Raw genomic sequence first — 23,132 nt, 5'->3', positions numbered from 1 at the left:
GATGGAAAAGACAGTAATTAAGAAAACAGTTTTGGTATGTTTGTGTAGCTTATTTGCAGTTTGCTTTTTAGGCTCATGTAAACCCAGTGACGCTAAATTGCAACAACAGGTAGAAACCGTATTGACAGCCGCTTATCCTACCGTTTCAGCAGTAGTAAAAGATGGCGTAGTAACCCTGACAGGTGCCGTAGAATCAGACGAGATCAAAGCAGGAGCCGAGGCTGTTGCGAAAGCCGTTAAGGACATCAAATCGGTAGCTAACAACATTACCGTAACGCCTCCTGTGGTGAAAATCAATCCGGATGTTGAGATTTCTCAACTTATTTCAACCGCCCTTTCGGCTGCCGGTTTTGCTGGCATTAATGTAGCGGTACAGGAAGGCGAAGTAACCCTGACAGGCGATGTGAAACGTGCAGATCTTCAGAAGGTAATGCAAGTTGCCAACGAATCTAACCCTAAGAAAGTTATTAACCAACTAACAATTAAGTAATGAGTTTAACAGAAAAATATCAAAAACTTATTGATTTTGCAGAGGCCAAAGGTGTGCAGAATCTAAGCGTTGTTGAACAAAATAGCGTACTGTACGTAACCGGCGAAGCAACTGCTATGGTGAAAGACCAGCTCTGGAAGATTTACGACGAGATAGATCCCGATATGCGTGCTGCAGATATGGTATTGAAAATAGAAGTTGTAGAAGGAGGAGAGGAAATTTATGAAATAAAGAAGGGTGACAACCTGAGCAAAATTGCGAAGAAATACCCAGGAATGACTTGGCAGAAAATATATGAAGCCAACAAAGATCAGATTAAAGATCCGAACCTGATCCATCCCGGACAGAAGATTATCATCCCTCTTTAATTCGGTATAAAGAATGTATTAAAATCGCTTGTTGATATATCAGCAAGCGATTTTTTTTACCTTTGCCGTTCTAACACTCCAAAACGATGGTAAAACGGTTTGATTTTTTAGTTATTGGTTCCGGAATCGCAGGGATGAGTTTTGCGCTGAAAGTAGCAAGCAAAGGGAAAGTAGCTCTGATTGCCAAAACAAATCTGAAAGAAGCTAACACCTATTTTGCACAAGGTGGGATTGCTTCGGTAACCAATCTGATTACTGATAACTTTGAGAAGCACATAGAAGATACCCTGATTGCCGGCGACTGGCTGAGCAACCGCGACGCAGTAGAGAAAGTAGTACGGAATGCTCCCGAACAGATCATGGAACTGATCAGCTGGGGCGTAGATTTCGACAAAGACGAGACGGGTAACTTCGACCTGCACAAGGAAGGCGGGCATTCCGAGTTCCGCATCCTGCATCATAAAGATTCTACCGGTGCCGAAATTCAAGACAGCCTGATACAAGCGATTGAAAGGCATCCCAATATTTCAGTCTTCGAAAATCATTTTGCTATCGAGATACTCACACAGCATCACCTGGGCGTAACAGTTACCCGCCAGACACCTGATATCGAATGCTTCGGAGCATATGTCATGGACTTGGAAACAGGACAAATCAACACGTTTTTATCCAAAGTAACACTGATGGCTACCGGAGGCGCAGGAGCCGTGTACCAGACAACCACCAATCCGTTGGTGGCAACAGGCGATGGCATCGCCATGGTGTATCGCGCAAAGGGTACGGTAAAGGATATGGAGTTTGTGCAATTCCACCCAACGGCCTTGTATCATCCGGGTGACCGTCCGTCATTCCTCATCACAGAAGCCATGCGCGGATACGGCGCCGTATTACGCACCCTCGACGGAGAGGAATTCATGCACAAGTATGACAAACGCCTCTCCCTGGCGCCCCGTGACATCGTAGCCCGCGCGATTGACAACGAAATGAAACTCAGAGGAGACGATCATGTCTACCTCGACGTTACCCATAAAGACGCAGAAAAGACAAAAGAACATTTCCCCAACATCTACAAAAAATGCCTTGAGATAGGCATTGATATTACAAAGGATTACATTCCGGTAGCTCCGGCAGCCCACTATCTGTGCGGGGGGATTCTGGTGGATCTGGACGCGCGCTCGTCTATCAATCGCCTATATGCCGTAGGCGAATGCTCATGCACAGGTTTGCATGGTGGCAATCGACTGGCTTCCAACTCACTTATCGAGGCTGTCGTATATGCCGACGCTGCGGCCAAACACAGTATTCCGCTAATCAACTCTCTGACGTATCAGGAGGACATTCCCGAATGGAACGACGCCGGCGTGCAGGCCTCCGAGGAAATGGTTCTGGTTACCCAAACCGCCAAAGAAGTAGGACAGATCATGAGCACGTATGTGGGGATCGTACGCTCCGACCTCCGGCTGGAACGCGCCTGGAAGCGGCTGGATATCTGCTACGAAGAAACAGAAGACCTATTCAAGAAGTCTGTAGCTTCCAAAGACATTTGCGAATTACGTAACATGATCAACGTAGGCTACCTCATCATGCGCCAGGCCATCGACCGCAAAGAAAGCCGTGGGCTGCATTATACGCTGGATTATCCTTCCGGTTTATAAAAGTCGTTTATTTTCTTTACTCTTGAGCTGTGGGTGTAGGCATCGTGGCAATAGATGATGGATTGTTTGTCACGGGCAGCTTCTTCCAACAAGCGGAGCTTTTCATGGTATGAGGTGACGGGAAAGGTGTCATAGGCTGAGATCCAGTCGGGAGAAACACTGGCTGCCAGAGGGATCACATCTCCGGCAAAGACAACAGTTTGTTCAGGCGTCCGGATATACGGAACGATTTGTCCGGGCGTATGTCCGTCGTACAGGCGGAGGGAGATATCGGGACTGAGGCTGACATCTTCGGCTACTAAGCGGAGTTTGCCTGCATCGGCTACGGCTTGAATATTCTCCACAAAATACGAATCTTTCTCCAAAGGCGTAGGCTGATGGCAGTTTTCCCATTGCCGGCGGCTTACCCAGTGGGTGGCATTGGGGAAAGAGAGGGTTAATTGTTCGCTGTTTGCTTCTTTCCTGGTGGTATATCCGCAATGGTCGAAATGCAGGTGGGTTAATACCATATCCGTTACCTGTTCGGGCAGTACTCCCCGTTCTTTGAGGGCTTCCCCCAGGTCTATTAAATCAAAAAAACGATAATAGCTCAGTTGCTTCAGATGTTTATCGCCTGCCCCGTTGTCGACAAGTACAATCCTGCCGTCGTCTGTTGTTATCAGGGCCGTTCGCATGGCTAGTACGCATCCGTTCTGTTCATTAGAGGGATAACGCCTCTGCCAGGCGGTTTTAGGAATAGCTCCAAACATAGCTCCTCCGTCTGCCAGAAAAAAACCGGTATCAATCAGATCTATTTTCATTGTTTTTTTACAAAAATATGGAAATAAACTAACACGCAAAAATAGCTTATGTCCTGATTTTATTGGCTCGTGAGCTATAAAAAACGGCTCGTGTCCTATAAAAAATAACTCGCTTCCTGTTTCGGAGGCGAAAGTGAGTTATTTTTTCAGTATTGGCTTCCCGTTGATTATATCCGCTTTGTATGTGGAATAGGTCATTGTATCCCGGTGAAAGGCTAAGCGGACAAGGAGTGCTTCGTTTGTTCCCGGCCTGTTCTGGTCGAACACAAAGTTGCCCAGGCTGTAGAAGACAGGTTTCTCCTTGTAGCTGCTCTCCGGCTGGATGACATGCGGATGATGCCCGATAACGGCATCTGCTCCGGCATCTATGAGACAGGCGGCATCTCTCCTTTGCAGCAAAGTAGGCTCCGGCTGATATTCAAGTCCCCAATGCAGGAAAACGACAATATAATCCGTCGGACGAACAGCTTTGTACTGCTCTATTTCAGCGGCTAACGACTTGGCAGTTGCCTGACATACGCCCGGTTCATCTTCCAGATACACCCAGTTTTCCAGCGGTACAAGTACCGAATTAAACACAGCTACCCGGATACCGTCCTTGGCAATGATTACAGGCTCACAGGCAGTTGCCTGATTTTCACCATAACCCAAAGCAGTTATCCCGCTTTCAGATAAATGATAGTAGGTGTCTTTCAGTCCATTGCGCCCTTGGTCCATCGAATGGTTATTGGCCAGTGCGGTATGCGTAATGCCACTATTTCGTAAAGCAGGCAGCCAGGCAGGATCAGCCCGGAAGATATATTTTTTATTGATGGGCGAAACTGTGTCCGTAAGCGGGCATTCCAGGTTTACCACCACTGCATCAGACGAACGAAACAAGGGAGCAACATCGGCAAACAGGTAATCGATTCCCTTCTTCTCTATCTGCTCGCGTACGCCACGATCGAGAAGCACATCTCCCGTAAAACAAATCGTAAGATGTGCTTCCTGCCGGCACGAACTACTTAGCAATATTGCGGCGAGAAAGGCTGATATGTAGCGAGAAGGCTTCAACAACCGGAACTGTAAAACATCCGTTCATCTACCTTCGGTTCTTTTTCGATGATGATGTCTTTCATCCATGCCGGGATAGCAGGCTCTTTTTTCTCTTCAAGCATCTGCTGCCATTCTTCATCCGTCAGACGGGTTCCCGGCGGCTGAACAAATTCATAATAGCTGAATGTGGCACCGCGCGTGAGGTATAGATATCCGCCTACTTCTACTACTACGTAAATATTGTTGGCATTGCCGGTTGCTACATGCAGGATGCCGTTTTTTTCGCAGCCAGGTACATTTCGCGTGTAAATATCCGCAACTACGGCAATAGACTTGTCGGGACCCTGCACCTGTGTCCAATTGTCCAGGTATAGTTCCGGATCAATTACCGACAAGGTAAAATACTCTATACTACTCCCCATATATTCTATCGTATAGTACTCGTTTTCATCCAACACTTCACCTGCTAATTCTTTCTTGCTGACCTGTATAAGAAAGTTGATATACTCGGCAAGCTGCTCTGTTTTTCCTTTCAGGGGAGACGTTAACAAACCGTGCTTCTCCAGCAAGTTCTGCGTGAGCGATACCAAGTCCGACAATTTGTTCCAGAACTGAAGATTCGGCTCTACATATCCTTTGACCACCGGCACAGGAGGCCCGCCCCCGCCACATTCGGCTGCCATCGGTTGCTCTCCGTACAAAATGGCATCATGCTTCAACTCCGACCAGGAAGCCAGCGACGTATTGAGGTTTTTCAGTTCCCAAGCCTTTGTTTGCATAAATTCGGGATAGGTTTTGTCGGGCTTCTGCAACGTAAGCAAACTTTCAATCCATTTGTTATATACGGAGCTATTCCAGCCGGAATAATTCCGGAACTTATCCTTCATCTTCTGCATCTCTGCCGGATACTTGCTCCAGTTTTCCTTTTCCTGGTGGAAGCCACTCAGAAGATGATCCGCCGGCTGTGAGCCCAAAGCTGCAAAAACATCCAGCCCTTTGGGATAGGCGCGCTTGCTATCGGGCGTTACATCTACCAGGTTTTGAATCACATCATTGTCGATCAGATACCGTTGAGGCATAAAGTTGATCTTATCCGGACAGCTGATTTCGATCTTCGGCTTGATCTGATTTCTTGCTTTGGTAAGTTCCAGTAACATATGGTTTACTTTCGCCATATTTTCATCCGCCAGCGCCGCCTTCGGACTATTTACCTTTTCTTGTTCCAGAAAAGCGGCAATATCCATTACCGACAAGTTATCCGGCAGCCCAACCAAGAAAACAATCGGTTCATAAACTGCGCTATATAAATCAAACAAGCGCTTATTATCTTCCGTGCGAACTGTATTCAGCAATACGGCTGAGAAGGTAGCCTGCTTGAGTTGTTCTTCTTTTTCCCGGCAGAAAGGCGCCGTTTGCAGCCACATCATCGCCTTGAAATAGGCTTCCATCTGTGGTTTGCGGGTATAATGTCCGCGCGGCTTAAACAAGCTATAAGGAAATTCTGCCTCCGTAAACGACAAGAAGGCGGAGGACTGATCCGCTTGCTCGTTGATATTTTCTATCTCTGTCTGATAGGCATTCTGATAGGTTGCCGGGATTTTCAGGTTTTCCTTTGCCAGGAAAAAATACGGAATGGCATAAAAGGTTGCGTTATACTCAGCCAAAGACTTTAGTTGCGGATCGCTTTCCGTAGCTGCCATCTGCATACATTCGTTATACAACCCAAGGCAAAGCTGACTCAGGGTGGGGATAAATTCGTATTCTTCCAGCGTTTTCAAGGCATATAGAAAATACATATGGAATGCTTGCAGAAAGAGGTCTGTGGTTATGAAATTAGGGATCTGCCTGTAATCGTTCTCCTCATACACATGGAAAAGTTGCAGGTTGCTTCCCGAGGTAATCACGAAATTGTTCCGGGCCAGCTTGTCCATGAACAACGAGTCGCAATCCAGGAACTGGAACATATTGACAATGTTTTCCACATTTCCGAGACGCTCTCCTCCCCTCATCGTGAAGTTGTCTGCCTGAAGTTCTTTCAGGCGCTTGTTTATCTTATCCACAAAGGATTGCTCCTCTGCCGAGAGGGTAATATCCTTATGTGCCAGCGGGAAGTTATCCTCATCCTTCTCCCACAATTCATACGTCAGCGCTTCGTACCAGTCGGTATTCGTTGTGAAGTAGGCATACAAGTCGGCTTCCATAAAGTACAAGCCATGTGTGGCATATACGTAATTCAACAGCAATCGCAACTCCTGAAAAGAGAAACGGCTGATGTCCTGGCTTAGGTCTACCGCCTGAGGCAATTTCTCACTTGAAAATAAAAAAAGAGTAGTTTCTTCATCCGAAATAAGAGTCGGGGATACTTTCGGCTCACTTTGCTGTACAGTGGCAGGCTTATTCTTACATTCCGTACAGGTAAGCAGCAGCAGGATAAGCGTAAGCAGTAAGGAGATTTGTTTCATATCATTCATTATCTTGTAATAGTTTCTTTGCTTTTTTCAGCGGTATTTCCCGTTCAATATACCTTTCAAAATCAAGTCCGAATCCACGCCAGCGATATTCGGCTACCAGGTAATTGCCGCTTTGTTCCCTTTCGATTGTGCAGACCATGTGACGTATCTCATCCCTGCGGATACAAAAATCCTCCAGCGGTTGAGAAACCCTCGATCCCAGCCATAAGGGACGAATATAAAAGTCATCCGTTATCCGGAAGATGAACAATCTTTTATCCGGCTTAGGATCAAAACGAGTCGGCTTGATAACTCCCACAGCTATATCAGGTTTCCCATTCCCGGTAATATCACCTGAATCATAACGATAAACGGGATAGTCCAACGGCCACGAGGAGTGCAACTTATCATCCACATACAGCAGCAGAACATAAGCCGAGTCAGTCTTCTTTTGTAAGGAAACATTCACCCGCTGATTATCTATCATCCCCTCGCAAACAGGCACTTCCCTCCCCTTGCACGAGTAAAAAACCACAATCAGCAGAAAGAGAAAACCAACACCCTTCATCATAACAACAAGTTAGTCCCTATATTCGAGCTAAAAGTACAAAAAACAATCGAATTTAAACACCACAAATAGGTATCTTTGCGCTTATACATATTTAAGTTGCCAATGTTTAAAATTCGCTTTTGTTAAGGGATATTTTATGATTATCAGTACCTTTGTAGGAATTGAAACTAGTAAAATTTGCAACGTTGCTGAATTAATTATGAATATAACGAAGCCCGACAAATTGAATCCTGAATATAACGAATTACTTGAACGCATTTCCCGCAGGTACGTTGATGGACAAGCGCAAGCAATACGCTCTGTCAATGAATCCTTAATTGATACGAATTGGAATATAGGAAAATATATCGTTGAATATGAGCAAGGAGGAAGTGCAAGGGCAAAATACGGTTCAAAATTGCTGGAAAATCTTTCACGTGATTTGTCTTTGCGTCATGGACGTGGGTTTAGCCGCTCCAATCTCAATTATATGAGACTGTTCTATCTCCGTTTTCCAATTTGTGAGAAGCTTTCTCACAAATTATCATGGTCGCATTATTGTGAGTTGGTAAAAATTGATGACGAAATGGAACGATCGTTTTATTACCAACAAAACATATTAGAAAATTGGAGTATCCCGGAGTTGAGACGGCAAAAAAAATCAGGATTATTTATGCGGCTTGCTTTATCGAAAGGTAATAAAGAAATACTGAAACTATCCCAACAAGGACAGATCGTTGAACGCCCAGAAGATATTGTGAAGGATTTTTATGTGTTGGAGTTTCTTAAAATCCCTGAACCGTATAATTATTCTGAAACCGAATTGGAAACACGCCTGATTGACAATCTGCAAAAATTTTTGCTGGAACTCGGTAAGGGATTTACCTTTGTTGGACGCCAATACAGGCTTACTATAAATAATACCCCTTATCGTGTTGATTTGGTGTTCTATCACCGCATTCTTCGCTGCTTCGTTTTAATTGATTTGAAGATTAACGAGGTAAAACACGATGATATTGGGCAAATGAACATGTACATGGGATATTTCGCCAAAGAAGAAAACTATGAAGGCGATAACCCTCCTATTGGTATTATCTTATCGAAAGATAAAGACGAGCTTTTAGTCGAATATGCCACCTATGGAATGAATAGTCAATTATTTGTTTCTAAATATCAGTTGTACCTTCCCAACAAAGAAGAACTGCGAAACCTTATAAGCCAGCAACTGGAAGCTGATTAATTACAAACGCCAATTTGTGAGAAGCTTTCTCACAAATTCATAAGATCAATGAGATGAATTGGACGCTTACTTTGAAGGAATTTATCAGAGAGCATGCGGGAGAGGATGTCAACCGTTTACTGCTTGCTGCTTCCCGCTATCCGGAAATAGATATGGCTTTTGCTGTTGAACAGATTGCTGCCAGAAAACAAATACAGGAGAAGTTGCCTTCCTGGCATGCAAACGATGAACTGATCTTTCCTTCCAGGCTGGCTGCCGAGCAGTGTTCGTCTGAACTGACTGCCCGCTATAAACAGCGCTTGGTGAGTGAGTCGATGCATCTCTGCGATCTGACAGGAGGGCTGGGTATTGATACGCTTTTCTTCTCCCGGAAAGTGAAGCAAGTTAGTTACCTGGAACGTTTTCAGGCATATTGTGAAGCCGCCCGGCACAACTTCAAATCGCTGGGAGCAACTAATATAAATGTATTGGAAGGGGATGCTTTGGAGGTGCTGCCTACCCTATCAGGGATTGATGCCTTTTACATTGATCCGGCCAGACGAGGGGATGGCAACAAGCGCGTGTATGCCTTGCAGGATTGCGAGCCCGATTTGGTGAAGCTATTGCCCGAGCTGCTCCGGCAGGCTCCCTTGGTGATCGCGAAAATATCTCCGATGGCGGATATCCGTCAGACACTAGAATTACTTCCCGGAGTAACAGAAATTCATGTCTTATCCGTAAAGAATGAATGTAAAGAGATCCTTTTCGTAATCAGGGAAAAAGCTGCCATTTCCGATCCGCACATATATTGTATCAACCTAGTAGGGAACAGAGAGGAAACGTTTGATTTTACCTTATCAGAAGAAGAAAATACCCTACCGGGCTTCACCCACACAACACAGAAATACCTGTACGAGCCAAATGCTTCGGTATTGAAAGCAGGAGCCTTTAAGTGCATCACCCGACTGGGCGTAACGAAACTGCACATCAACAGCCATCTGTACACATCCGGCCAACTTTTGGAGGACTTCCCCGGAAGACGCTTCGTTATTGAAGAGATACTTCCGTTCAACAACAAATGTTGCAAAACAATCCGGACAAAGATTCCTAAAGCGAATATAAGTACCCGTAACTTTCCCCTGAGTGTAGACGCCCTACGCAAACGAAGCGGGATACAGGAAGGAGGAGACATTTACCTGTTTGCCACCACATTGGCCAACCAGGAAAAGGTACTCATCAGTAGCCGGAAAGCCTCAGGCGAAGAGCAGAATCATTAACTGAGCCGTGATAACACGCAAGAACATGGACAAAGGATATACGGTAGCGTAGGAAACCGACGGATCGTCGTTGTCTACAGTATTGTTGGCATAGTTAAGCGCCATAGGATTAGCCATACTTCCACAAAGCATGCCTATATTGTTGCCGTAGTCTATCTTCAGGAAAAAAGAGGCAAGGAAGCCGATAATCAGGACCGGAACCATTGTCAGCAGGAAGCCAAGCCCTATCCAGATCAAGCCTTCCGTCCGAAATACAGTCTCAAAAAAATGAGCGCCCGACGAAACACCCAGTCCTGCCAGATAGATGACAATACCAAACTGACGCATCATCAGATTGGCGCTTTGTGTAGTATAGGTTGTTACCTTCAAGCGAGGGCCAAACGTTCCCATGAGGATACCAATTATAATCGGACCTCCGGCTATCCCCAGTTTGACTGGTGTAGACATCCCGGGAAGTGTAATCGGAAGCACACCAAGCAATACCCCAAGAAAAATACCGAAAAATATCGCAAACAGGTTGGGAAGAGTAAGGCGCTTTACCTCATCGCCCAGTATTTTCCCGACATTGTTGACAGCTGCTGATTCACCTACAATCGTCAGGCGGTCGCCAATCTGTAAGCGTAGTTTGGAAGACGCCAGCAAGTCAATACCAGCACGATTCACTCGTGTAATATTTATTCCGTACAAATTACGCAGACGAAGCGAGCCTAGTTTTGCTCCATTCACTTTGCTTCGTGTAACAACAATCCGGCGCGATACCAGATGGCTGTCGATGGCATTCCAATCGACATCTTCCTTGTTCCAATCCACATCCTCCTGCTCTCCGAATAAGGCCTTAATGCTTTCAACATCTGCCTTTACTGATATAACCAGCAGGTGATCTCCTTCTTTCAGAACGGTATCAGAGGTAGGGATCGTTACCTTTCTATCTCTCCAGATACGGGAAATTACAAAGTGCTTACCCGACAACTGCATCACCTCTTTGATACTTTTATTAAACACAGCGGGGTTTATCAGCTGAAACTCTGCTACATTCGGTTTGGGCGCTTTTTGCTCTTTTTTGTCTTTATCTTCTTCTTTTGAGATTTTTTGCATGACGATAATCGCCAGTATCACACCGATCACTCCCAAGGGATACGCTACAGCGCAAGCAAGTGCCATATCCGTAGTCTCCATTATATTTGTAGGATATTTCTGTAGCAAAGCCTGCTGGGCGGCACCCAATACCGGCGTATTAGTTACTGCACCTGAGAGAAGTCCCATCATCTTGGGAACAGAAATGCCTGTCAACTGATGGAGAAGCAGTGTGAGAAGTAATCCGGTAAATACTACTCCGATAGCCAACATATTCAAGGTTACTCCTTCTTTCCTGAAAGACGAAAAGAAACTTGGCCCAACTTGCAACCCTAAGGTATAAACAAATAAAATCAACCCGAAATTCTGCACAAATGTCAGCATATCCTGATTGATAACAATTCCAAAATGCCCGGCAACAATGCCGACAAAAAACACAAACGTAATACCTAAAGAAATACCAAATATTTTTATCCTTCCCAAGGATAAGCCTACAGCCGAGACCAACGCTATCACGATAATTGCCTGTATGGCAGAAGGCTCAAGAAAGGCTTCCCGTAACCAATCCATGTTTCCCTATTTTATAAAACCGACAACAAAGATACATCTAATACCAAAATTATACACCAAACACATCCTCTACATTTTTTCTTATTTGCGAAACAACTTCTTCTGCTGTTACATCTAAAGAGGAAGCTATCTGTTTGTATATGGTACGAATATCTACATCTATATCATCTGTCTCCGCAAAGATACGATCCCGCCAGACCTCGCGAAGAGCCTCCGGATTACAGTATTTCCCAAAAGACAGATACAACCCGTGATTGATTAATTGCCGGGACAGCTCCTTATTTCCCCGGAAACCATGTATTATCCAGGGAGATTTCGGATTGATTTGCTTCCGCACGGCAAGTAGCTCTGTCCAGGCCTTCACGCAATGGACAATAAGAGGTTTCCGCATATCTTCAGCTAACTGAGCCTGTGATGTAAAAACGCTTAGCTGAACATCAAACGAAGTGTCCGCAAGTTTATCCAATCCTGCCTCACCTATAGCAACTACCTTCGGATTGGCAATCTCTTTCTTGAGATATCCTAACTGTTCACTTACATTCGTAATATACCAAGGATGAATACCCAGGCTCAGAAAAGGCGGGGATATTGGCTCTTGTTTCCATTCTTCATTCCTCCCCTCTTTGATGATGCGATTCACAATCGCTATGCAATCAGGATGCGCGGAAAGCTGATGGGTATGTATGTCGCAATATGCAGTCATGGTACCGGATCGTAACCACTCCCTCCCCAGGGATTACAGCGGAGTATGCGTTTGACGGAAAGCCACAAACCTTTCAGAGGCCCATGTTTCTTCAAGGCTTGCACAGCATATTCGGAGCAAGTAGGTACGAACCTGCAGGAAGCCGGAGTGAGAGGAGAGATACAATATTTATAGAAATAAACCGGCAACAAAAGAACGGATGTAAAAAAACGTCTGATCATTCCTTATTGACAAGTATCTTTATGGCTTTTGTCATGGCTTTCTCCATTTCGGCAAAAGATCGGATTTCATTGTCTATATACAGAAATGCAATAAACATCGACCCTTTCCGAGCTGTGAGCACATCTGCCAGCGGGTGTTTCTGTGTACGATAGGCCTCACGCACCTGCCGTTTAATCAGATTTCGCTTAACGGCTCTTTTAAATCTTTTCTTCGGAACGCTTACCAGTATAGAGGCCGATACAGACATTTCCTCTTCCATTGGTAAATAAATAACCCGTAATGGAAACGCCACAAACGATTTTCCTTTTTCAAAAAGTAAATCAATGTGGCGTTTCCAAGACAGGCGTTCTTCTTTCGAAAGCGTATGCTGTCGTTTATTTACCATTCTTTTTACCGTTGGCCAGCTCTTTTTTCAGATACAACTCCAATGCTGCCGTCATCGAAGGCGCTTCAAGAGTTGGAGCTTCTACATCCAAACGCAAGCCGGCATCTTTCACCGCTTTTGCCGTTGTAGGGCCAAAACATCCAATTTTTATATTTTCTTGTTTAAAATCCGGGAAGTTCTTCAACAACGAAGTAATTCCGGAAGGACTAAAGAATAACAACATGTCGTAGTCAAACTTTTCATCTTTAGAAAAGTCGTTACTAACCGTACGGAACATGATTGCTTTTGTATATACGATTTTTTTGGCATCCAGCAATACGAACAGATCATCCTTATGTACATCGGATACCGGTACTAAGTAGTTCTCTTTCGCATGTTTGCCTATAATCGTCACCAATTCATCTAATTTACCATTCTGGGCAAAAAATATTTTACGCTTTCTGTATACCGTATACTTCTGCAAGTAGACGGCAATTGCCTCTGTCATACAGAAGTACTTCATTGTTTCAGGGATAGTTACCCGCAATTCTTCACACAGATGGAAGAAATGATCGATAGCTGTCCGAGCCGTAAAAATGATTGCCGAATGATCTAAAATAGAGATTCTTTGCTGTCTGAACTCCTTTCCACTTAGGGGCTCTACTTTAATAAAGGGTCTGAAGTCAATTTCCACTCCAAACTTCTCCGCAATGTCAAAGTAGGGAGATTTCTCAGAAGTGGGTTTCGGTTGTGATACCAGTAATTTTTTGATATTCAATGCCATATAGCACTTTTTTCGATAAAGTTATACAAATAAATCATTGCCTCATATAAAAACATCAAAGGCAGGATTTCTTGGCCGCAAAGGTACAAAATAATATACAAAAAACCACCATCTTTTATGTGAAATATCCGTATTGTTTTATAAACTAATAAAGAACGATATAATATATAGAATACTACAAATAATAAAATGGGTATCCGTACATAAACACCTATGTATATCAGCCAAAAAACAGGTATATATAATAATGTTCCCCAAAAACCGGTAATCGCATTGTAATTTGTTTTCCAAAATTTATACTTGTCCGGTTCTGTAAAAATATATCCTGTAATTGCGTATAAAACCTGCTTAATGAAATAATATAAAACACTAAAAACAAAAATAAAACAAAGCAAAAGCAAGCCGGACTTCAGATCCAGATTAGCGGCAGGCCTACCCACCCGCCATATAGCAAACAAGGAAAGGCTGGCCAGAAACAAGGTCTGAAAAGTCATAAACCGCCGAAAAACAAATTCATTTCCGCCTACCTCTTCAAAAATACTCATGCGTTCGCGGATAAAGAAGGTATCGCGTATCATCTTGCCAAACATACGGTAGTTTGTCCGGAAAACTATGGCAAAGACAACAAGCAAAAGGAGCAAAAGCGTAAGGATGAGATCATTGACCAACTGATCATCCCACATCCGTATACCTATATACCCTTCAAATGAATTCATCCGGCAAAGATATAGAAAAAAGAAGAGTAACAACTTATGCTACTCTTCTCATTTTCTTTTCTCCGAGCGTTTAATAGTTTTGCTTCATCGGCTCAAAGTATGACTGAGGATGATCGCAGGCCGGGCATTTTCCCGGAGCTTTCTTACCTTTGTGTACAAAGCCACAGTTGCGGCATTGCCACTCTATTTCTTCATCCTTTTCAAACACTTTGCCTTCTTTCAGATTTTCCAGCAACTTAAGATAACGTCTTTCGTGTTCCTGTTCTACTTTGGCAATCATACGCCATACCACAGCGATCTGTTTGAAGCCTTCTTCTTCTGCGATATCGGCAAACATGGGATACAAATCATGCCATTCTTCGTTTTCACCTGCTGCTGCAGCAGCCAGATTTTCCATCGTATCTCCGATAACACCTGCTGGGAATGAAGCGGTAATCTCTACCATACCTCCCTCCAGAAACTTAAAGAAGCGTTCGGCATGTTCTTTTTCCTGTTCAGCTGTTTCCGAAAAAACGCCTGCAATTTGCTCATAGCCTTCTTTCTTAGCCTTACTGGCGAAGAAAGTATAACGGCTTCTTGCCTGAGATTCTCCGGCAAATGATTTCAACAAATTTTGTTCTGTTTTCGTACCTTTCAGACTTTTCTCCATAATGCTAATTACAATACAAGTTAGATGATTTAATTTCCTATTAATACAACTCTCAAAGATACCAAATTGTTCTTACTTTTCCAATTATTTTTTTTATCCCCAAATCTGCATACCTTTGCCGCCGTTTATGTAAATGTTCTCAAAATGAAAGGAAAATTAGATTTCCAGCCGAAGCTGTTCACAGCACTTCAAACCTATACGAAGGATAAATTCCTGAAAGATTTGATGGCTGGTATTATTGTAGGTATCGTGGCACTTCCACTGGCCATTGCGTTCGGTATTGCTTCCGGTGTGAGTCCGGAAAAGGGGCTGATCACAGCTATCATCGGTGGCTTTATTGTGTCTTTCCTGGGGGGTAGCAACGTACAGATCGGAGGGCCTACCGGTGCTTTCATCGTGATTGTTTATGGCATCATACAAAACTTTGGTATCGAAGGGCTTGCCATTGCTACGGTAATGGCCGGTATTATGCTTGTTATCCTGGGGGTACTGAAGCTCGGAACCATTATAAAGTTTATCCCCTACCCCATTGTTGTGGGCTTCACCAGCGGGATTGCAGTTACCATCTTCACTACGCAAATGAAAGACCTTTTCGGCCTAGACATCGACAAAGTACCGGCAGACTTCATTTCTAAATGGATCGTTTATTTCCAACATATACAAACCGTAAAGCTTTGGCCGTTGCTCATTGGGATCGTCAGTCTCTTAATCATTGTGTATTCGCCAAAGATTACCAAAAAGATACCCGGATCGCTTATTGCTATTGTATTGATGACGGTTATCTCCTACCTGATGCGTCATTTCCTGGATATTCATACGCTTGAAACCATTGGCGACCGATTTACGATTAACGCCTCCTTGCCACAACCGGAGTCTATCTCCTTTAATATGGAAACGATCAACAGGCTACTGCCTTCTGCCTTTACTATCGCTATATTGGGAGCTATAGAATCCCTCTTGTCTGCTACGGTAGCCGATGGGGTAACGGGTGACAAGCACAACTCTAATACAGAACTAATAGCACAGGGAGCTGCAAATATCATCGTCCCGATCTTTGGCGGGATACCGGTTACAGGCGCCATTGCCCGTACCATGACAAACATCAACAATGGCGGACGGACCCCCGTTGCCGGAATTATTCATGCCATTGTCCTCTTGCTGATATTATTGTTCCTCGGGCCACTTACACAGCATATTCCGATGGCTTGTCTGGCTGGTGTACTGATCATTGTTTCATATAATATGAGTGAATGGCGTACCTTCCGCTCCTTGCTCAAAGGGCCAAAGAGTGACGTATATGTATTATTGGTCACATTTTTCCTCACCGTTATATTCGATTTAACGATCGCCATTGAAATTGGCCTCCTTATAGCAATGTTCCTGTTCATGCGCCGGGTAACGGAAACAACCAGTGTATCAGTCGTACGAGACGTTATTGACCTTTCCAATGAAAGCGAAATAGCTCCCGAGGATGAAAAGCTGTCGGTTCCCGACGGAGTAGAGGTGTACGAAATAGACGGGCCTTTCTTCTTCGGAGTAGCCAATAAGTTCGATGGAGTGATGCAAACGCTGGGTGACAAACCCAGTACACGTATCATCCGCATGCGTAAAGTCCCATTCATGGATTCAACCGGACTACACAACCTGGAAAGCTTGCTCCGCCTGTCTAAAGCAGAAAACATACACCTGATCCTCTCAGGCGTAAATGAAGATGTACGTAAGGTGCTGAAAAAAGCAGGATTTGACCAGCAAATAGGACCCGAAAACATTTGCCGCAATATTCACGAAGCGCTAGAGAGAGCACAAACCTTTGTAAGCAAGGAAGATAACGAGTAATCAGAAAAATTTCATTTGGATGAGATTTTTTTCTCATCTAAGTGAGAATTAATTCTCATCCAGGTGAGAAAAAATTCTCACCTAGGTGAAACTTTTTTTTCACCTAGGTGATACTAAAATAAAAAAGGGTAGTTTCGTGTCCACAAATTCGCACCAAGTTAGTCTATGAGAAGGGAGGTTATTCTTGCCAGTCTTCAATGCCGTCTTCTGTTTCGACAAGCAATTGCAGAGGGGAAAGAGATATTTGCATAGGATATCGTTTATTCCGTTTCAATAGGAAATTAGCTGTGTTTTCTACGATTACATCTTTGCCATTCTTCAGATGGAGTGCTATTTTCTTTAGTATACAGGCATCGGGGAGGATTATTTTCGATCCCTTGTCGGCATATTTCAGTCCGTTTCCTTCTTCTTTGTCCACAAGTACTGTTATGCGGTCTATCTGATCCGTAACCTCCTTGTTTCCTTTGGCAAAAACCTTCAGGTCAACCAAGGCGTTGCAATGCTTGAAAAGTAGCTTAACCTTGTATTTATCTTCCACATAATCTATATTAATGGTGGAGGGATCATCGCTATCTACATACAGCGTATCGGCCAGTGTTTCTGCGTCTTCTATCCGAGGGAAAAATGTCTCATCTACATAAATACCTCTCAGGCGTCCGGGATCTCCTACCTTTAATAATACGGGATAATTAAACATCAGCGAATCACCTTGCAACTTGGCCTGCTGAAAACTGGTCTGCAATACATCGCCATAATAAACAGTAATTCGTTCGCTGTTAAAACTATAAATGGAGTCACCCGTCTTCAACTGTGGAAGTTCAACGGATAATGAAAAGCAGGCTTCGGCAAAGTCGCCATGCCCTAAAAGGTCGTCGTCATTGCAGGATACGGTTAGCAACAAGAACCCGACAATAACCAGAAATATTTGCTTCATCTTCTTGTTTCAAATAGGTTAAGTCAAAGCACAAATATAATACTTTTTTGTTATAATATTGTTTTTTTGTGCAAAATGTATAAATGTCACAAAAAAATATTTCTAAAATGACGTAATTACAGATGTTGCATCATGAAAAATGACTTTAAAGAAATAAACGCTGATTCTGCTTGTTTGATATATCTTTTTAACATACCTTTGCGTTCCTATATTGGATTATAATGTATTAAACGGAATCGAAATACAAACGTAAATAACTTAAACTATTTATCTTATGTGGTTACTTAATTCTTCTATCGGGAAGAAACTGATAATGAGTATATCAGGTCTCTTCCTCGTTTTGTTTCTACTGTTTCACATGGCTATGAATGTTACGGCTGTTTTCTCTGAAGACGCTTACAACATGATTTGCTCGCTTTTAGGCTCCAATTGGTATGCAGTAGCCGGAACATTGGTGTTAGCCGCTGGTTTTATTGTTCACATCTGTTACTCTATTCTGCTTACATTGCAAAATCGCAAAGCACGCGGAAGCGACCGTTACGCTGTGAATTCAAGACCAAAAACAGTTGAGTGGTCGTCGCAAAACATGTTTGTTTTGGGGCTGATAGTCGTAGGCTTCTTATTGCTGCACTTTGCCCAGTTCTGGTACAAGATGATGTTTGCCGAGTTAATGGGGCATCATCAGATAGAGCTTGGTGGTGCCATGGTATCTACACAGGCAGGAGCCCAGTTCATTAAATACTACTTCAGCAATGTAGTGATCGTAGTACTTTATCTGATCTGGTATGTGGCTTTGTGGTTCCACCTAACACATGGTTTCTGGAGTGCTATCCAAACAATCGGATGGAACAACACGATCTGGTTGAAACGTTGGCAGGTTATTGGCAATATCTTCGCCACTGTTATTTGTTTAGGGTTTGCATTTGTAACCATTGCATTCTACCTGAAGAGCCTGCTATAAAAGGCTTTAAATAGTTAAATGAATAGGTGTAATCATTCATAGAAAGTAAATATTATGACTCAGATAAATTCAAAAATACCACAAGGTTCTTTGGCCGAAAAGTGGACCAATTATAAAGCTCATCAGAAACTGGTAAATCCGGCAAACAAACGTCGCCTCGACATCATTGTTGTAGGTACGGGACTGGCTGGCGCTTCTGCTGCCGCTTCACTTGCCGAAATGGGGTTCAATGTGTTGAACTTCTGTATACAGGATTCTCCTCGCCGCGCACACTCTATTGCTGCACAGGGAGGTATTAATGCTGCAAAGAACTATCAGAATGACGGCGACTCTGTTTACCGTCTGTTCTACGATACAATCAAAGGGGGTGACTATCGTGCACGCGAAGCCAACGTTTACCGTCTGGCAGAGGTAGCCAACTCTATTATCGACCAATGTGTGGCACAAGGTGTTCCCTTTGCCCGCGAATACGGAGGTTTGCTTGACAACCGCTCGTTCGGAGGTGCACAGGTATCCCGTACGTTCTATGCCCGTGGACAGACCGGACAGCAATTATTGCTGGGCGCTTACTCTGCTCTGAGCCGTCAGATCGGTTTGAAGAAAGTAAAAATGTACACCCGTCACGAAATGCTGGATGTAGTAAAGGTAGACGGACGTGCCCGTGGTATCATTGCTCGCGACTTGGTAAGCGGTAAGGTTGAACGTTTTGCTGCTCATGCTGTAGTAGTAGCTACCGGAGGATATGTAAACACATTCTTCCTGTCTACCAACGCGATGGCATCTAACGGTTCGGCTGCATGGCAGTGCTACAAACAAGGAGCTTACTTTGCCAACCCTTGTATGGTGCAGATCCACCCGACTTGTATCCCGGTACATGGCGAATTCCAGTCTAAACTGACATTGATGTCGGAGTCTCTTCGTAATGACGGACGTATCTGGGTTCCGAAAAAGAAAGAAGACGCAGAAGCCATCCGTGCAGGAAAGAAAAAGCCTACTGAACTGAAAGAAGAAGAACGCGACTACTATCTGGAACGCCGCTATCCGGCATTCGGTAACCTGGTTCCGCGCGACGTGGCATCCCGTGCCGCTAAAGAACGCTGCGATGCCGGTTTTGGTGTAGGAGCAGGACAAGCTGTATATCTTGACTTTGCAGAAGCAATCAACCGTTTGGGTAGAGACGTGGTAGAAGCACGCTATGGAAACCTCTTCCAGATGTACGAAAAAATTGTAGATGACAATCCATACGAAACTCCGATGATGATTTATCCGGCTCTTCACTATTCAATGGGTGGCCTTTGGGTAGATTATGAACTGATGACCTCTATCCCCGGCTTGTTCGCCATTGGTGAAGCCAACTTCTCCGATCACGGAGCAAACCGCTTGGGAGCATCTGCTTTGATGCAAGGTTTGGCAGACGGATACTTCGTATTACCTTATACTATTCAAAACTATCTGGCCGACCAGATTCAGGTACCACGCTTCAGCGTAGATCTTCCTGAATTTGTTGAAGCTGAAAAGAATATCCAAGACCGCATCAACCGCCTGATGGCTATTAAAGGCAAGCGCTCGGTAGACAGTATCCACAAGGAACTGGGACATATCATGTGGGATCATGTGGGTATGGCACGTAATGCCGAAGGTTTGAAAGAAGCAGTCAAGATGTTGAAAGACCTGAAGAAAGAGTTCTGGAGTAATGTTCGCATACCGGGTAATCCTGCCGACCTGAACGTTGAGCTTGAAAAAGCCTTGCGCCTGGCCGACTTTATCGAGATAGGCGAGCTAATGGCTCACGACGCTTACGACAGGGCAGAATCCTGCGGCGGACACTTCCGTGAAGAACATCAAACGGAAGACGGTGAAGCTCTTCGCCACGACGACCAATTCTCTTATGTATCCTGCTGGGAATACAAGGGAGAAGACAAAGACCCGGAAATGCTCAAAGAAGCACTGGATTATGAGTTTGTCGTTCGTCAGCAAAGAAATTACAAAAATTAATCTTTCAACTTCAAAAAAATTCAACAATGGATAAAAATATAAATATCACACTGAAAGTCTGGCGTCAGAAAGGACCGAAAGAAAAAGGTGCTTTCGAGACTTTCCAACTGAAAGACATTTCACAAGGCACTTCTTTCCTTGAAATGCTTGATATCCTGAATGAGCAATTGATTAATGAAGGCAAGGAGCCGGTGGTGTTCGACCATGATTGTCGCGAAGGTATTTGTGGTATGTGCTCTCTATATATAGACGGACATCCTCACGGCCCCGACACAAGCATTACTACTTGTCAGCTGCACATGCGTAAGTTTGATGATGGTGCTACTATTACTATCGAGCCCTGGCGCTCGGCAGGCTTCCCGGTAATCCGCGACCTGATGGTAGACCGTTATGCTTACGATAAGATCATGCAGGCAGGAGGTTTTGTTTCCGTTAATACAGGAGGGATTCCTGATGCAAATGCAATTCCTATTCCTAAAAAAGATGCAGACCTGGCCATGGATGCTGCCGCTTGTATCGGTTGTGGAGCTTGTGCCGCTGCTTGTAAAAACGGTTCTGCCATGTTGTTTGTTTCGGCCAAGGTAAGCCAGTTGGCTCTGCTGCCGCAAGGAAAAGTGGAAGCTGCCCGTCGCGCCAAAGCAATGGTAGCGAAAATGGATGAACTGGGCTTTGGAAACTGTACCAACACCCGCGCCTGCGAAGCCGAATGTCCGAAAGATGTTTCTATATCAAACATTGCTCGTTTGAACCGGGAATTTATTAAAGCCAAATTACAAGATTAAATAATCTGACATGTAACTAAAAAAACTCCTCCATCGCTAAACCAATGGGGGAGTTTTTTGTCGGGGAAAATCGGTCATTTGTCGGGAAACACCTGTAGATAATCGCTTAGCTATTGCCAAGGGGGATAATGCCCCTTACTTTTACCTCATAATCTTTAATAAATTATAGTATGGACATGAATAAGCAAACGCATGTTTTCGGGCATCGTAAATTGAATGCAATAGTAACAGCTCTGGCCTTTATTGTAGTCGGAGTAATGATCCTCGGACGTAATCTGGGATGGGTAGATCCACATATATTCCGGATTGTAATTTCCTGGCAGATGTTACTAATCGTAATTGGGATTACACATCTCATCAAACAACAATTCACCTCTGGTTTGATTATGCTGGCTGTGGGTGGCTTCTTCCTGGTCCCGGTAGTTTCCGGCATAGACAGACAATGGTTTCACATGTATTGGCCGGCCATTTTCATTATCGTTGGAATCGTTATGCTGATTAAACATTTATTTTTCAAATCCCACTCCTTTCATCACAAGCATCACGACAATTTCACCCGCACAGAAGGAACTTCGGAGAACGGATTTGTAAAAGCCGACGTTAGTTTCGGAAATGTTAAACACATCGTATTAGACCCTGTATTCCGTGGCGCAGATATTGATGTTTCGTTCGGCTCGGCAGTATTAGACCTGCGCAAGACATCCCTCGATGCTCCTCAAACATATATAGATGTAGACTGCTCTTTCGGGGGAGTCCAACTATTTATCCCCTCACATTGGAATGTTGTATGCCAAACGAATACAACTTTGGGCGGATGCGACGATAAACGCTATGCAGCGCAGACGATTGATTACGACCAACAGTTGATTATCCGGGGAGACATAACATTCAGCGGACTTGAGATAAAAAACTGATCCCATGCAAGAACATCCCTTTACAACTTCACTGGAAAGCAAACTGGCGGGTAGTATCCTTATACTGCTTGCTATGGTTGTACAATGGGGATTGCTTGTAATGTATGCAGGGTATTCACCATCACCCGCTGTAGTAGATAGTATATTATCCATCACACTATTGGCGTTGGCCGGATATGCCGGCTGGTATATGCTGGCCTTTGTAAAAGTATGGCAGGCACAGATTGTTGTAGCCTTGTTGGTTCAGGCTTTCTGTCTAGGTGTTACCTATTCGGTTCTTTCCTTGTCCGACTTGGCTACACAAGAAGCCTTTATCAAAAGCCTTCCGCTACGTTTCTTTTTCGGACTATTATGTTGGATTATCCTGCTGCAATGGTATACCATTCAGGGGAAAGAAGAGCCCGAGCCCTTTGAGCCAATCAAGCAGGAAGAAGTGCCACAAACGGAAGCTAAAGAATTGATAGACCGGATATCCGTTAAAGACGGAGGGCGGATACATATCATTCAAATTAATCAACTTTTTTATCTTCAGGCAAGCGGAGATTATGTAACTTTGTTCGCCGATTCGGGGCAGTTTATAAAAGAGCAAACTATGAAACACTTTGAATTGCATCTGCCTCCGACTTTTGTGCGTATCCATCGCTCAACAATCATAAACACTAACTACATTGTTCGTGTTGAGTTGTTTGGGAAAGAAAGCTACCAGGTTAAGTTAAAAGACGGCACAAGTCTTAAGGCAAGTAGCAATGGCTACAAATTATTAAAAGAAAAGTTGAACTTGTAA

Annotated in this window: 23 protein-coding genes; 11 read left to right on the top strand and 12 right to left on the bottom strand. The window is 44.0% G+C overall.

What is annotated here, in order from left to right; genetic code table 11:
• Position 1 precedes the first annotated feature (1 nt).
• The 3 genes from M2470_RS08540 to nadB all read left to right on the top strand — a co-directional run bounded on the left by M2470_RS08540 (position 2) and on the right by nadB (position 2,513).
• Entirely contained in the window at positions 2-490 is a 489-nt protein-coding gene (locus tag M2470_RS08540) for a BON domain-containing protein (protein WP_280744516.1), read from the top strand.
• Positions 490-858 carry a LysM peptidoglycan-binding domain-containing protein gene (locus tag M2470_RS08535; RefSeq protein ID WP_280744517.1) on the top strand — a complete coding sequence of 123 codons (369 nt, stop codon included), beginning with the start codon at positions 490-492 and terminating at the stop codon, positions 856-858. Before M2470_RS08540 ends, M2470_RS08535 begins: the two co-directional genes overlap by 1 nt.
• A gap of 86 nt (positions 859-944) precedes the next feature.
• Positions 945-2,513 (top strand): L-aspartate oxidase, encoded by a 1,569-nt coding sequence (nadB, locus tag M2470_RS08530; protein WP_280744518.1) that lies wholly within the window; start codon positions 945-947, stop codon positions 2,511-2,513.
• Here nadB and M2470_RS08525 read toward each other — a convergent pair.
• The 4 genes from M2470_RS08525 to M2470_RS08510 form a co-directional block, all read right to left on the bottom strand.
• Positions 2,495-3,313, bottom strand: a complete 819-nt coding sequence (locus M2470_RS08525) for an MBL fold metallo-hydrolase (protein WP_280744519.1) — start codon at positions 3,311-3,313, stop codon at positions 2,495-2,497. The two genes, nadB and M2470_RS08525, sit on opposite strands and share 19 nt — an antisense overlap.
• A gap of 138 nt (positions 3,314-3,451) precedes the next feature.
• Positions 3,452-4,369: a CapA family protein gene (locus M2470_RS08520; protein WP_280744520.1), complete on the bottom strand. Its 918-nt coding sequence runs from the start codon at positions 4,367-4,369 to the stop codon at positions 3,452-3,454.
• Entirely contained in the window at positions 4,363-6,810 is a 2,448-nt protein-coding gene (locus tag M2470_RS08515) for a DUF3160 domain-containing protein (RefSeq protein WP_280744521.1), read from the bottom strand. Before M2470_RS08515 ends, M2470_RS08520 begins: the two co-directional genes overlap by 7 nt.
• Position 6,811: 1 nt before the next feature.
• Positions 6,812-7,369 (bottom strand): nuclear receptor-binding factor 2, encoded by a 558-nt coding sequence (locus M2470_RS08510; RefSeq protein WP_280744522.1) that lies wholly within the window; start codon positions 7,367-7,369, stop codon positions 6,812-6,814.
• Between the two features lie 136 nt (positions 7,370-7,505).
• On the opposite strand from M2470_RS08510, the gene M2470_RS08505 reads away from it, so the two are divergent.
• Together M2470_RS08505 and M2470_RS08500 are read left to right on the top strand one after the other, a co-directional pair.
• Positions 7,506-8,588, top strand: coding sequence for a PDDEXK nuclease domain-containing protein (locus M2470_RS08505; protein WP_280744523.1), 1,083 nt, complete (start codon positions 7,506-7,508; stop codon positions 8,586-8,588).
• A gap of 53 nt (positions 8,589-8,641) precedes the next feature.
• A complete protein-coding gene (locus tag M2470_RS08500) occupies positions 8,642-9,844 on the top strand; it encodes an SAM-dependent methyltransferase (RefSeq protein WP_280744524.1) in 1,203 nt (400 codons plus the stop codon).
• Here M2470_RS08500 and M2470_RS08495 read toward each other — a convergent pair.
• The 7 genes from M2470_RS08495 to rbr all read right to left on the bottom strand — a co-directional run bounded on the left by M2470_RS08495 (position 9,821) and on the right by rbr (position 14,926).
• Positions 9,821-11,488, bottom strand: a complete 1,668-nt coding sequence (locus tag M2470_RS08495; protein WP_280744525.1) for a putative transporter — start codon at positions 11,486-11,488, stop codon at positions 9,821-9,823. The two genes, M2470_RS08500 and M2470_RS08495, sit on opposite strands and share 24 nt — an antisense overlap.
• 49 nt (positions 11,489-11,537) lie before the next feature.
• Entirely contained in the window at positions 11,538-12,191 is a 654-nt protein-coding gene (locus tag M2470_RS08490; RefSeq protein ID WP_280744526.1) for a TatD family hydrolase, read from the bottom strand.
• Positions 12,188-12,409, bottom strand: a complete 222-nt coding sequence (yidD, locus tag M2470_RS08485; protein ID WP_280744692.1) for a membrane protein insertion efficiency factor YidD — start codon at positions 12,407-12,409, stop codon at positions 12,188-12,190. Before yidD ends, M2470_RS08490 begins: the two co-directional genes overlap by 4 nt.
• Positions 12,409-12,798 carry a ribonuclease P protein component gene (rnpA, locus tag M2470_RS08480; RefSeq protein WP_280744527.1) on the bottom strand — a complete coding sequence of 130 codons (390 nt, stop codon included), beginning with the start codon at positions 12,796-12,798 and terminating at the stop codon, positions 12,409-12,411. The genes yidD and rnpA overlap by 1 nt, the downstream gene beginning before the upstream one ends.
• Positions 12,788-13,555, bottom strand: a complete 768-nt coding sequence (locus tag M2470_RS08475; RefSeq protein ID WP_280744693.1) for a uroporphyrinogen-III synthase — start codon at positions 13,553-13,555, stop codon at positions 12,788-12,790. Before M2470_RS08475 ends, rnpA begins: the two co-directional genes overlap by 11 nt.
• Entirely contained in the window at positions 13,552-14,277 is a 726-nt protein-coding gene (locus M2470_RS08470; RefSeq protein WP_280744528.1) for a DUF4271 domain-containing protein, read from the bottom strand. The genes M2470_RS08475 and M2470_RS08470 overlap by 4 nt, the downstream gene beginning before the upstream one ends.
• Positions 14,278-14,347: 70 nt before the next feature.
• On the bottom strand, positions 14,348-14,926 hold the full coding sequence (gene rbr, locus M2470_RS08465) for a rubrerythrin (protein ID WP_280744529.1): 579 nt from the start codon (positions 14,924-14,926) through the stop codon (positions 14,348-14,350).
• 144 nt (positions 14,927-15,070) lie between these two features.
• Between rbr and sulP the strand changes: the two genes are divergently transcribed.
• Positions 15,071-16,762 (top strand): sulfate permease, encoded by a 1,692-nt coding sequence (gene sulP, locus M2470_RS08460; RefSeq protein WP_280744530.1) that lies wholly within the window; start codon positions 15,071-15,073, stop codon positions 16,760-16,762.
• Positions 16,763-16,940: 178 nt separating this feature from the next.
• On the opposite strand, the gene M2470_RS08455 is transcribed toward sulP, so the two are convergent.
• Positions 16,941-17,696 carry a hypothetical protein gene (locus tag M2470_RS08455; protein WP_280744531.1) on the bottom strand — a complete coding sequence of 252 codons (756 nt, stop codon included), beginning with the start codon at positions 17,694-17,696 and terminating at the stop codon, positions 16,941-16,943.
• 274 nt (positions 17,697-17,970) lie between these two features.
• On the opposite strand from M2470_RS08455, the gene M2470_RS08450 reads away from it, so the two are divergent.
• From M2470_RS08450 to M2470_RS08430, 5 genes are all read left to right on the top strand, one after another.
• The gene (locus M2470_RS08450) at positions 17,971-18,657 is read left to right on the top strand and encodes a succinate dehydrogenase cytochrome b subunit (RefSeq protein ID WP_280744532.1); all 687 of its coding nucleotides are present in this window, start codon (positions 17,971-17,973) and stop codon (positions 18,655-18,657) included.
• Positions 18,658-18,711: 54 nt separating this feature from the next.
• Positions 18,712-20,652 (top strand): fumarate reductase/succinate dehydrogenase flavoprotein subunit, encoded by a 1,941-nt coding sequence (locus M2470_RS08445; RefSeq protein ID WP_280744533.1) that lies wholly within the window; start codon positions 18,712-18,714, stop codon positions 20,650-20,652.
• A 26-nt stretch (positions 20,653-20,678) separates the two neighbouring features.
• Positions 20,679-21,434 (top strand): succinate dehydrogenase/fumarate reductase iron-sulfur subunit, encoded by a 756-nt coding sequence (locus tag M2470_RS08440; protein WP_280744534.1) that lies wholly within the window; start codon positions 20,679-20,681, stop codon positions 21,432-21,434.
• Between the two features lie 170 nt (positions 21,435-21,604).
• Positions 21,605-22,348, top strand: coding sequence for a DUF5668 domain-containing protein (locus M2470_RS08435; RefSeq protein WP_280744535.1), 744 nt, complete (start codon positions 21,605-21,607; stop codon positions 22,346-22,348).
• Between the two features lie 4 nt (positions 22,349-22,352).
• The gene (locus M2470_RS08430; RefSeq protein WP_280744536.1) at positions 22,353-23,132 is read left to right on the top strand and encodes a LytTR family DNA-binding domain-containing protein; all 780 of its coding nucleotides are present in this window, start codon (positions 22,353-22,355) and stop codon (positions 23,130-23,132) included.

The organism is Parabacteroides sp. PH5-46 (assembly GCF_029892785.1).
Lineage (GTDB): Bacteria > Bacteroidota > Bacteroidia > Bacteroidales > Tannerellaceae > DFXE01.
Note: the sequence above shows the minus strand (reverse complement) of the source record. Positions and strands in the feature narration are given on the sequence as shown.

Coding starts and splice junctions, on each gene's coding strand:
- nadB (WP_280744518.1), top strand. CDS start 945: ATGGTAAAACGGTTTGATTTTTTAGTTATTGGTTCCGGAATCGCAGGG.
- M2470_RS08540 (WP_280744516.1), top strand. CDS start 2: ATGGAAAAGACAGTAATTAAGAAAACAGTTTTGGTATGTTTGTGTAGC.
- M2470_RS08495 (WP_280744525.1), bottom strand. CDS start 11,488: ATGGATTGGTTACGGGAAGCCTTTCTTGAGCCTTCTGCCATACAGGCA.
- M2470_RS08435 (WP_280744535.1), top strand. CDS start 21,605: ATGGACATGAATAAGCAAACGCATGTTTTCGGGCATCGTAAATTGAAT.
- M2470_RS08490 (WP_280744526.1), bottom strand. CDS start 12,191: ATGACTGCATATTGCGACATACATACCCATCAGCTTTCCGCGCATCCT.
- sulP (WP_280744530.1), top strand. CDS start 15,071: ATGAAAGGAAAATTAGATTTCCAGCCGAAGCTGTTCACAGCACTTCAA.
- M2470_RS08510 (WP_280744522.1), bottom strand. CDS start 7,369: ATGATGAAGGGTGTTGGTTTTCTCTTTCTGCTGATTGTGGTTTTTTAC.
- M2470_RS08515 (WP_280744521.1), bottom strand. CDS start 6,810: ATGAAACAAATCTCCTTACTGCTTACGCTTATCCTGCTGCTGCTTACC.
- M2470_RS08505 (WP_280744523.1), top strand. CDS start 7,506: ATGATTATCAGTACCTTTGTAGGAATTGAAACTAGTAAAATTTGCAAC.
- M2470_RS08455 (WP_280744531.1), bottom strand. CDS start 17,696: ATGAAGCAAATATTTCTGGTTATTGTCGGGTTCTTGTTGCTAACCGTA.
- M2470_RS08500 (WP_280744524.1), top strand. CDS start 8,642: ATGAATTGGACGCTTACTTTGAAGGAATTTATCAGAGAGCATGCGGGA.
- M2470_RS08470 (WP_280744528.1), bottom strand. CDS start 14,277: ATGAATTCATTTGAAGGGTATATAGGTATACGGATGTGGGATGATCAG.
- rnpA (WP_280744527.1), bottom strand. CDS start 12,798: ATGGTAAATAAACGACAGCATACGCTTTCGAAAGAAGAACGCCTGTCT.
- M2470_RS08440 (WP_280744534.1), top strand. CDS start 20,679: ATGGATAAAAATATAAATATCACACTGAAAGTCTGGCGTCAGAAAGGA.
- M2470_RS08430 (WP_280744536.1), top strand. CDS start 22,353: ATGCAAGAACATCCCTTTACAACTTCACTGGAAAGCAAACTGGCGGGT.
- M2470_RS08535 (WP_280744517.1), top strand. CDS start 490: ATGAGTTTAACAGAAAAATATCAAAAACTTATTGATTTTGCAGAGGCC.
- M2470_RS08450 (WP_280744532.1), top strand. CDS start 17,971: ATGTGGTTACTTAATTCTTCTATCGGGAAGAAACTGATAATGAGTATA.
- M2470_RS08445 (WP_280744533.1), top strand. CDS start 18,712: ATGACTCAGATAAATTCAAAAATACCACAAGGTTCTTTGGCCGAAAAG.
- rbr (WP_280744529.1), bottom strand. CDS start 14,926: ATGGAGAAAAGTCTGAAAGGTACGAAAACAGAACAAAATTTGTTGAAA.
- M2470_RS08525 (WP_280744519.1), bottom strand. CDS start 3,313: ATGAAAATAGATCTGATTGATACCGGTTTTTTTCTGGCAGACGGAGGA.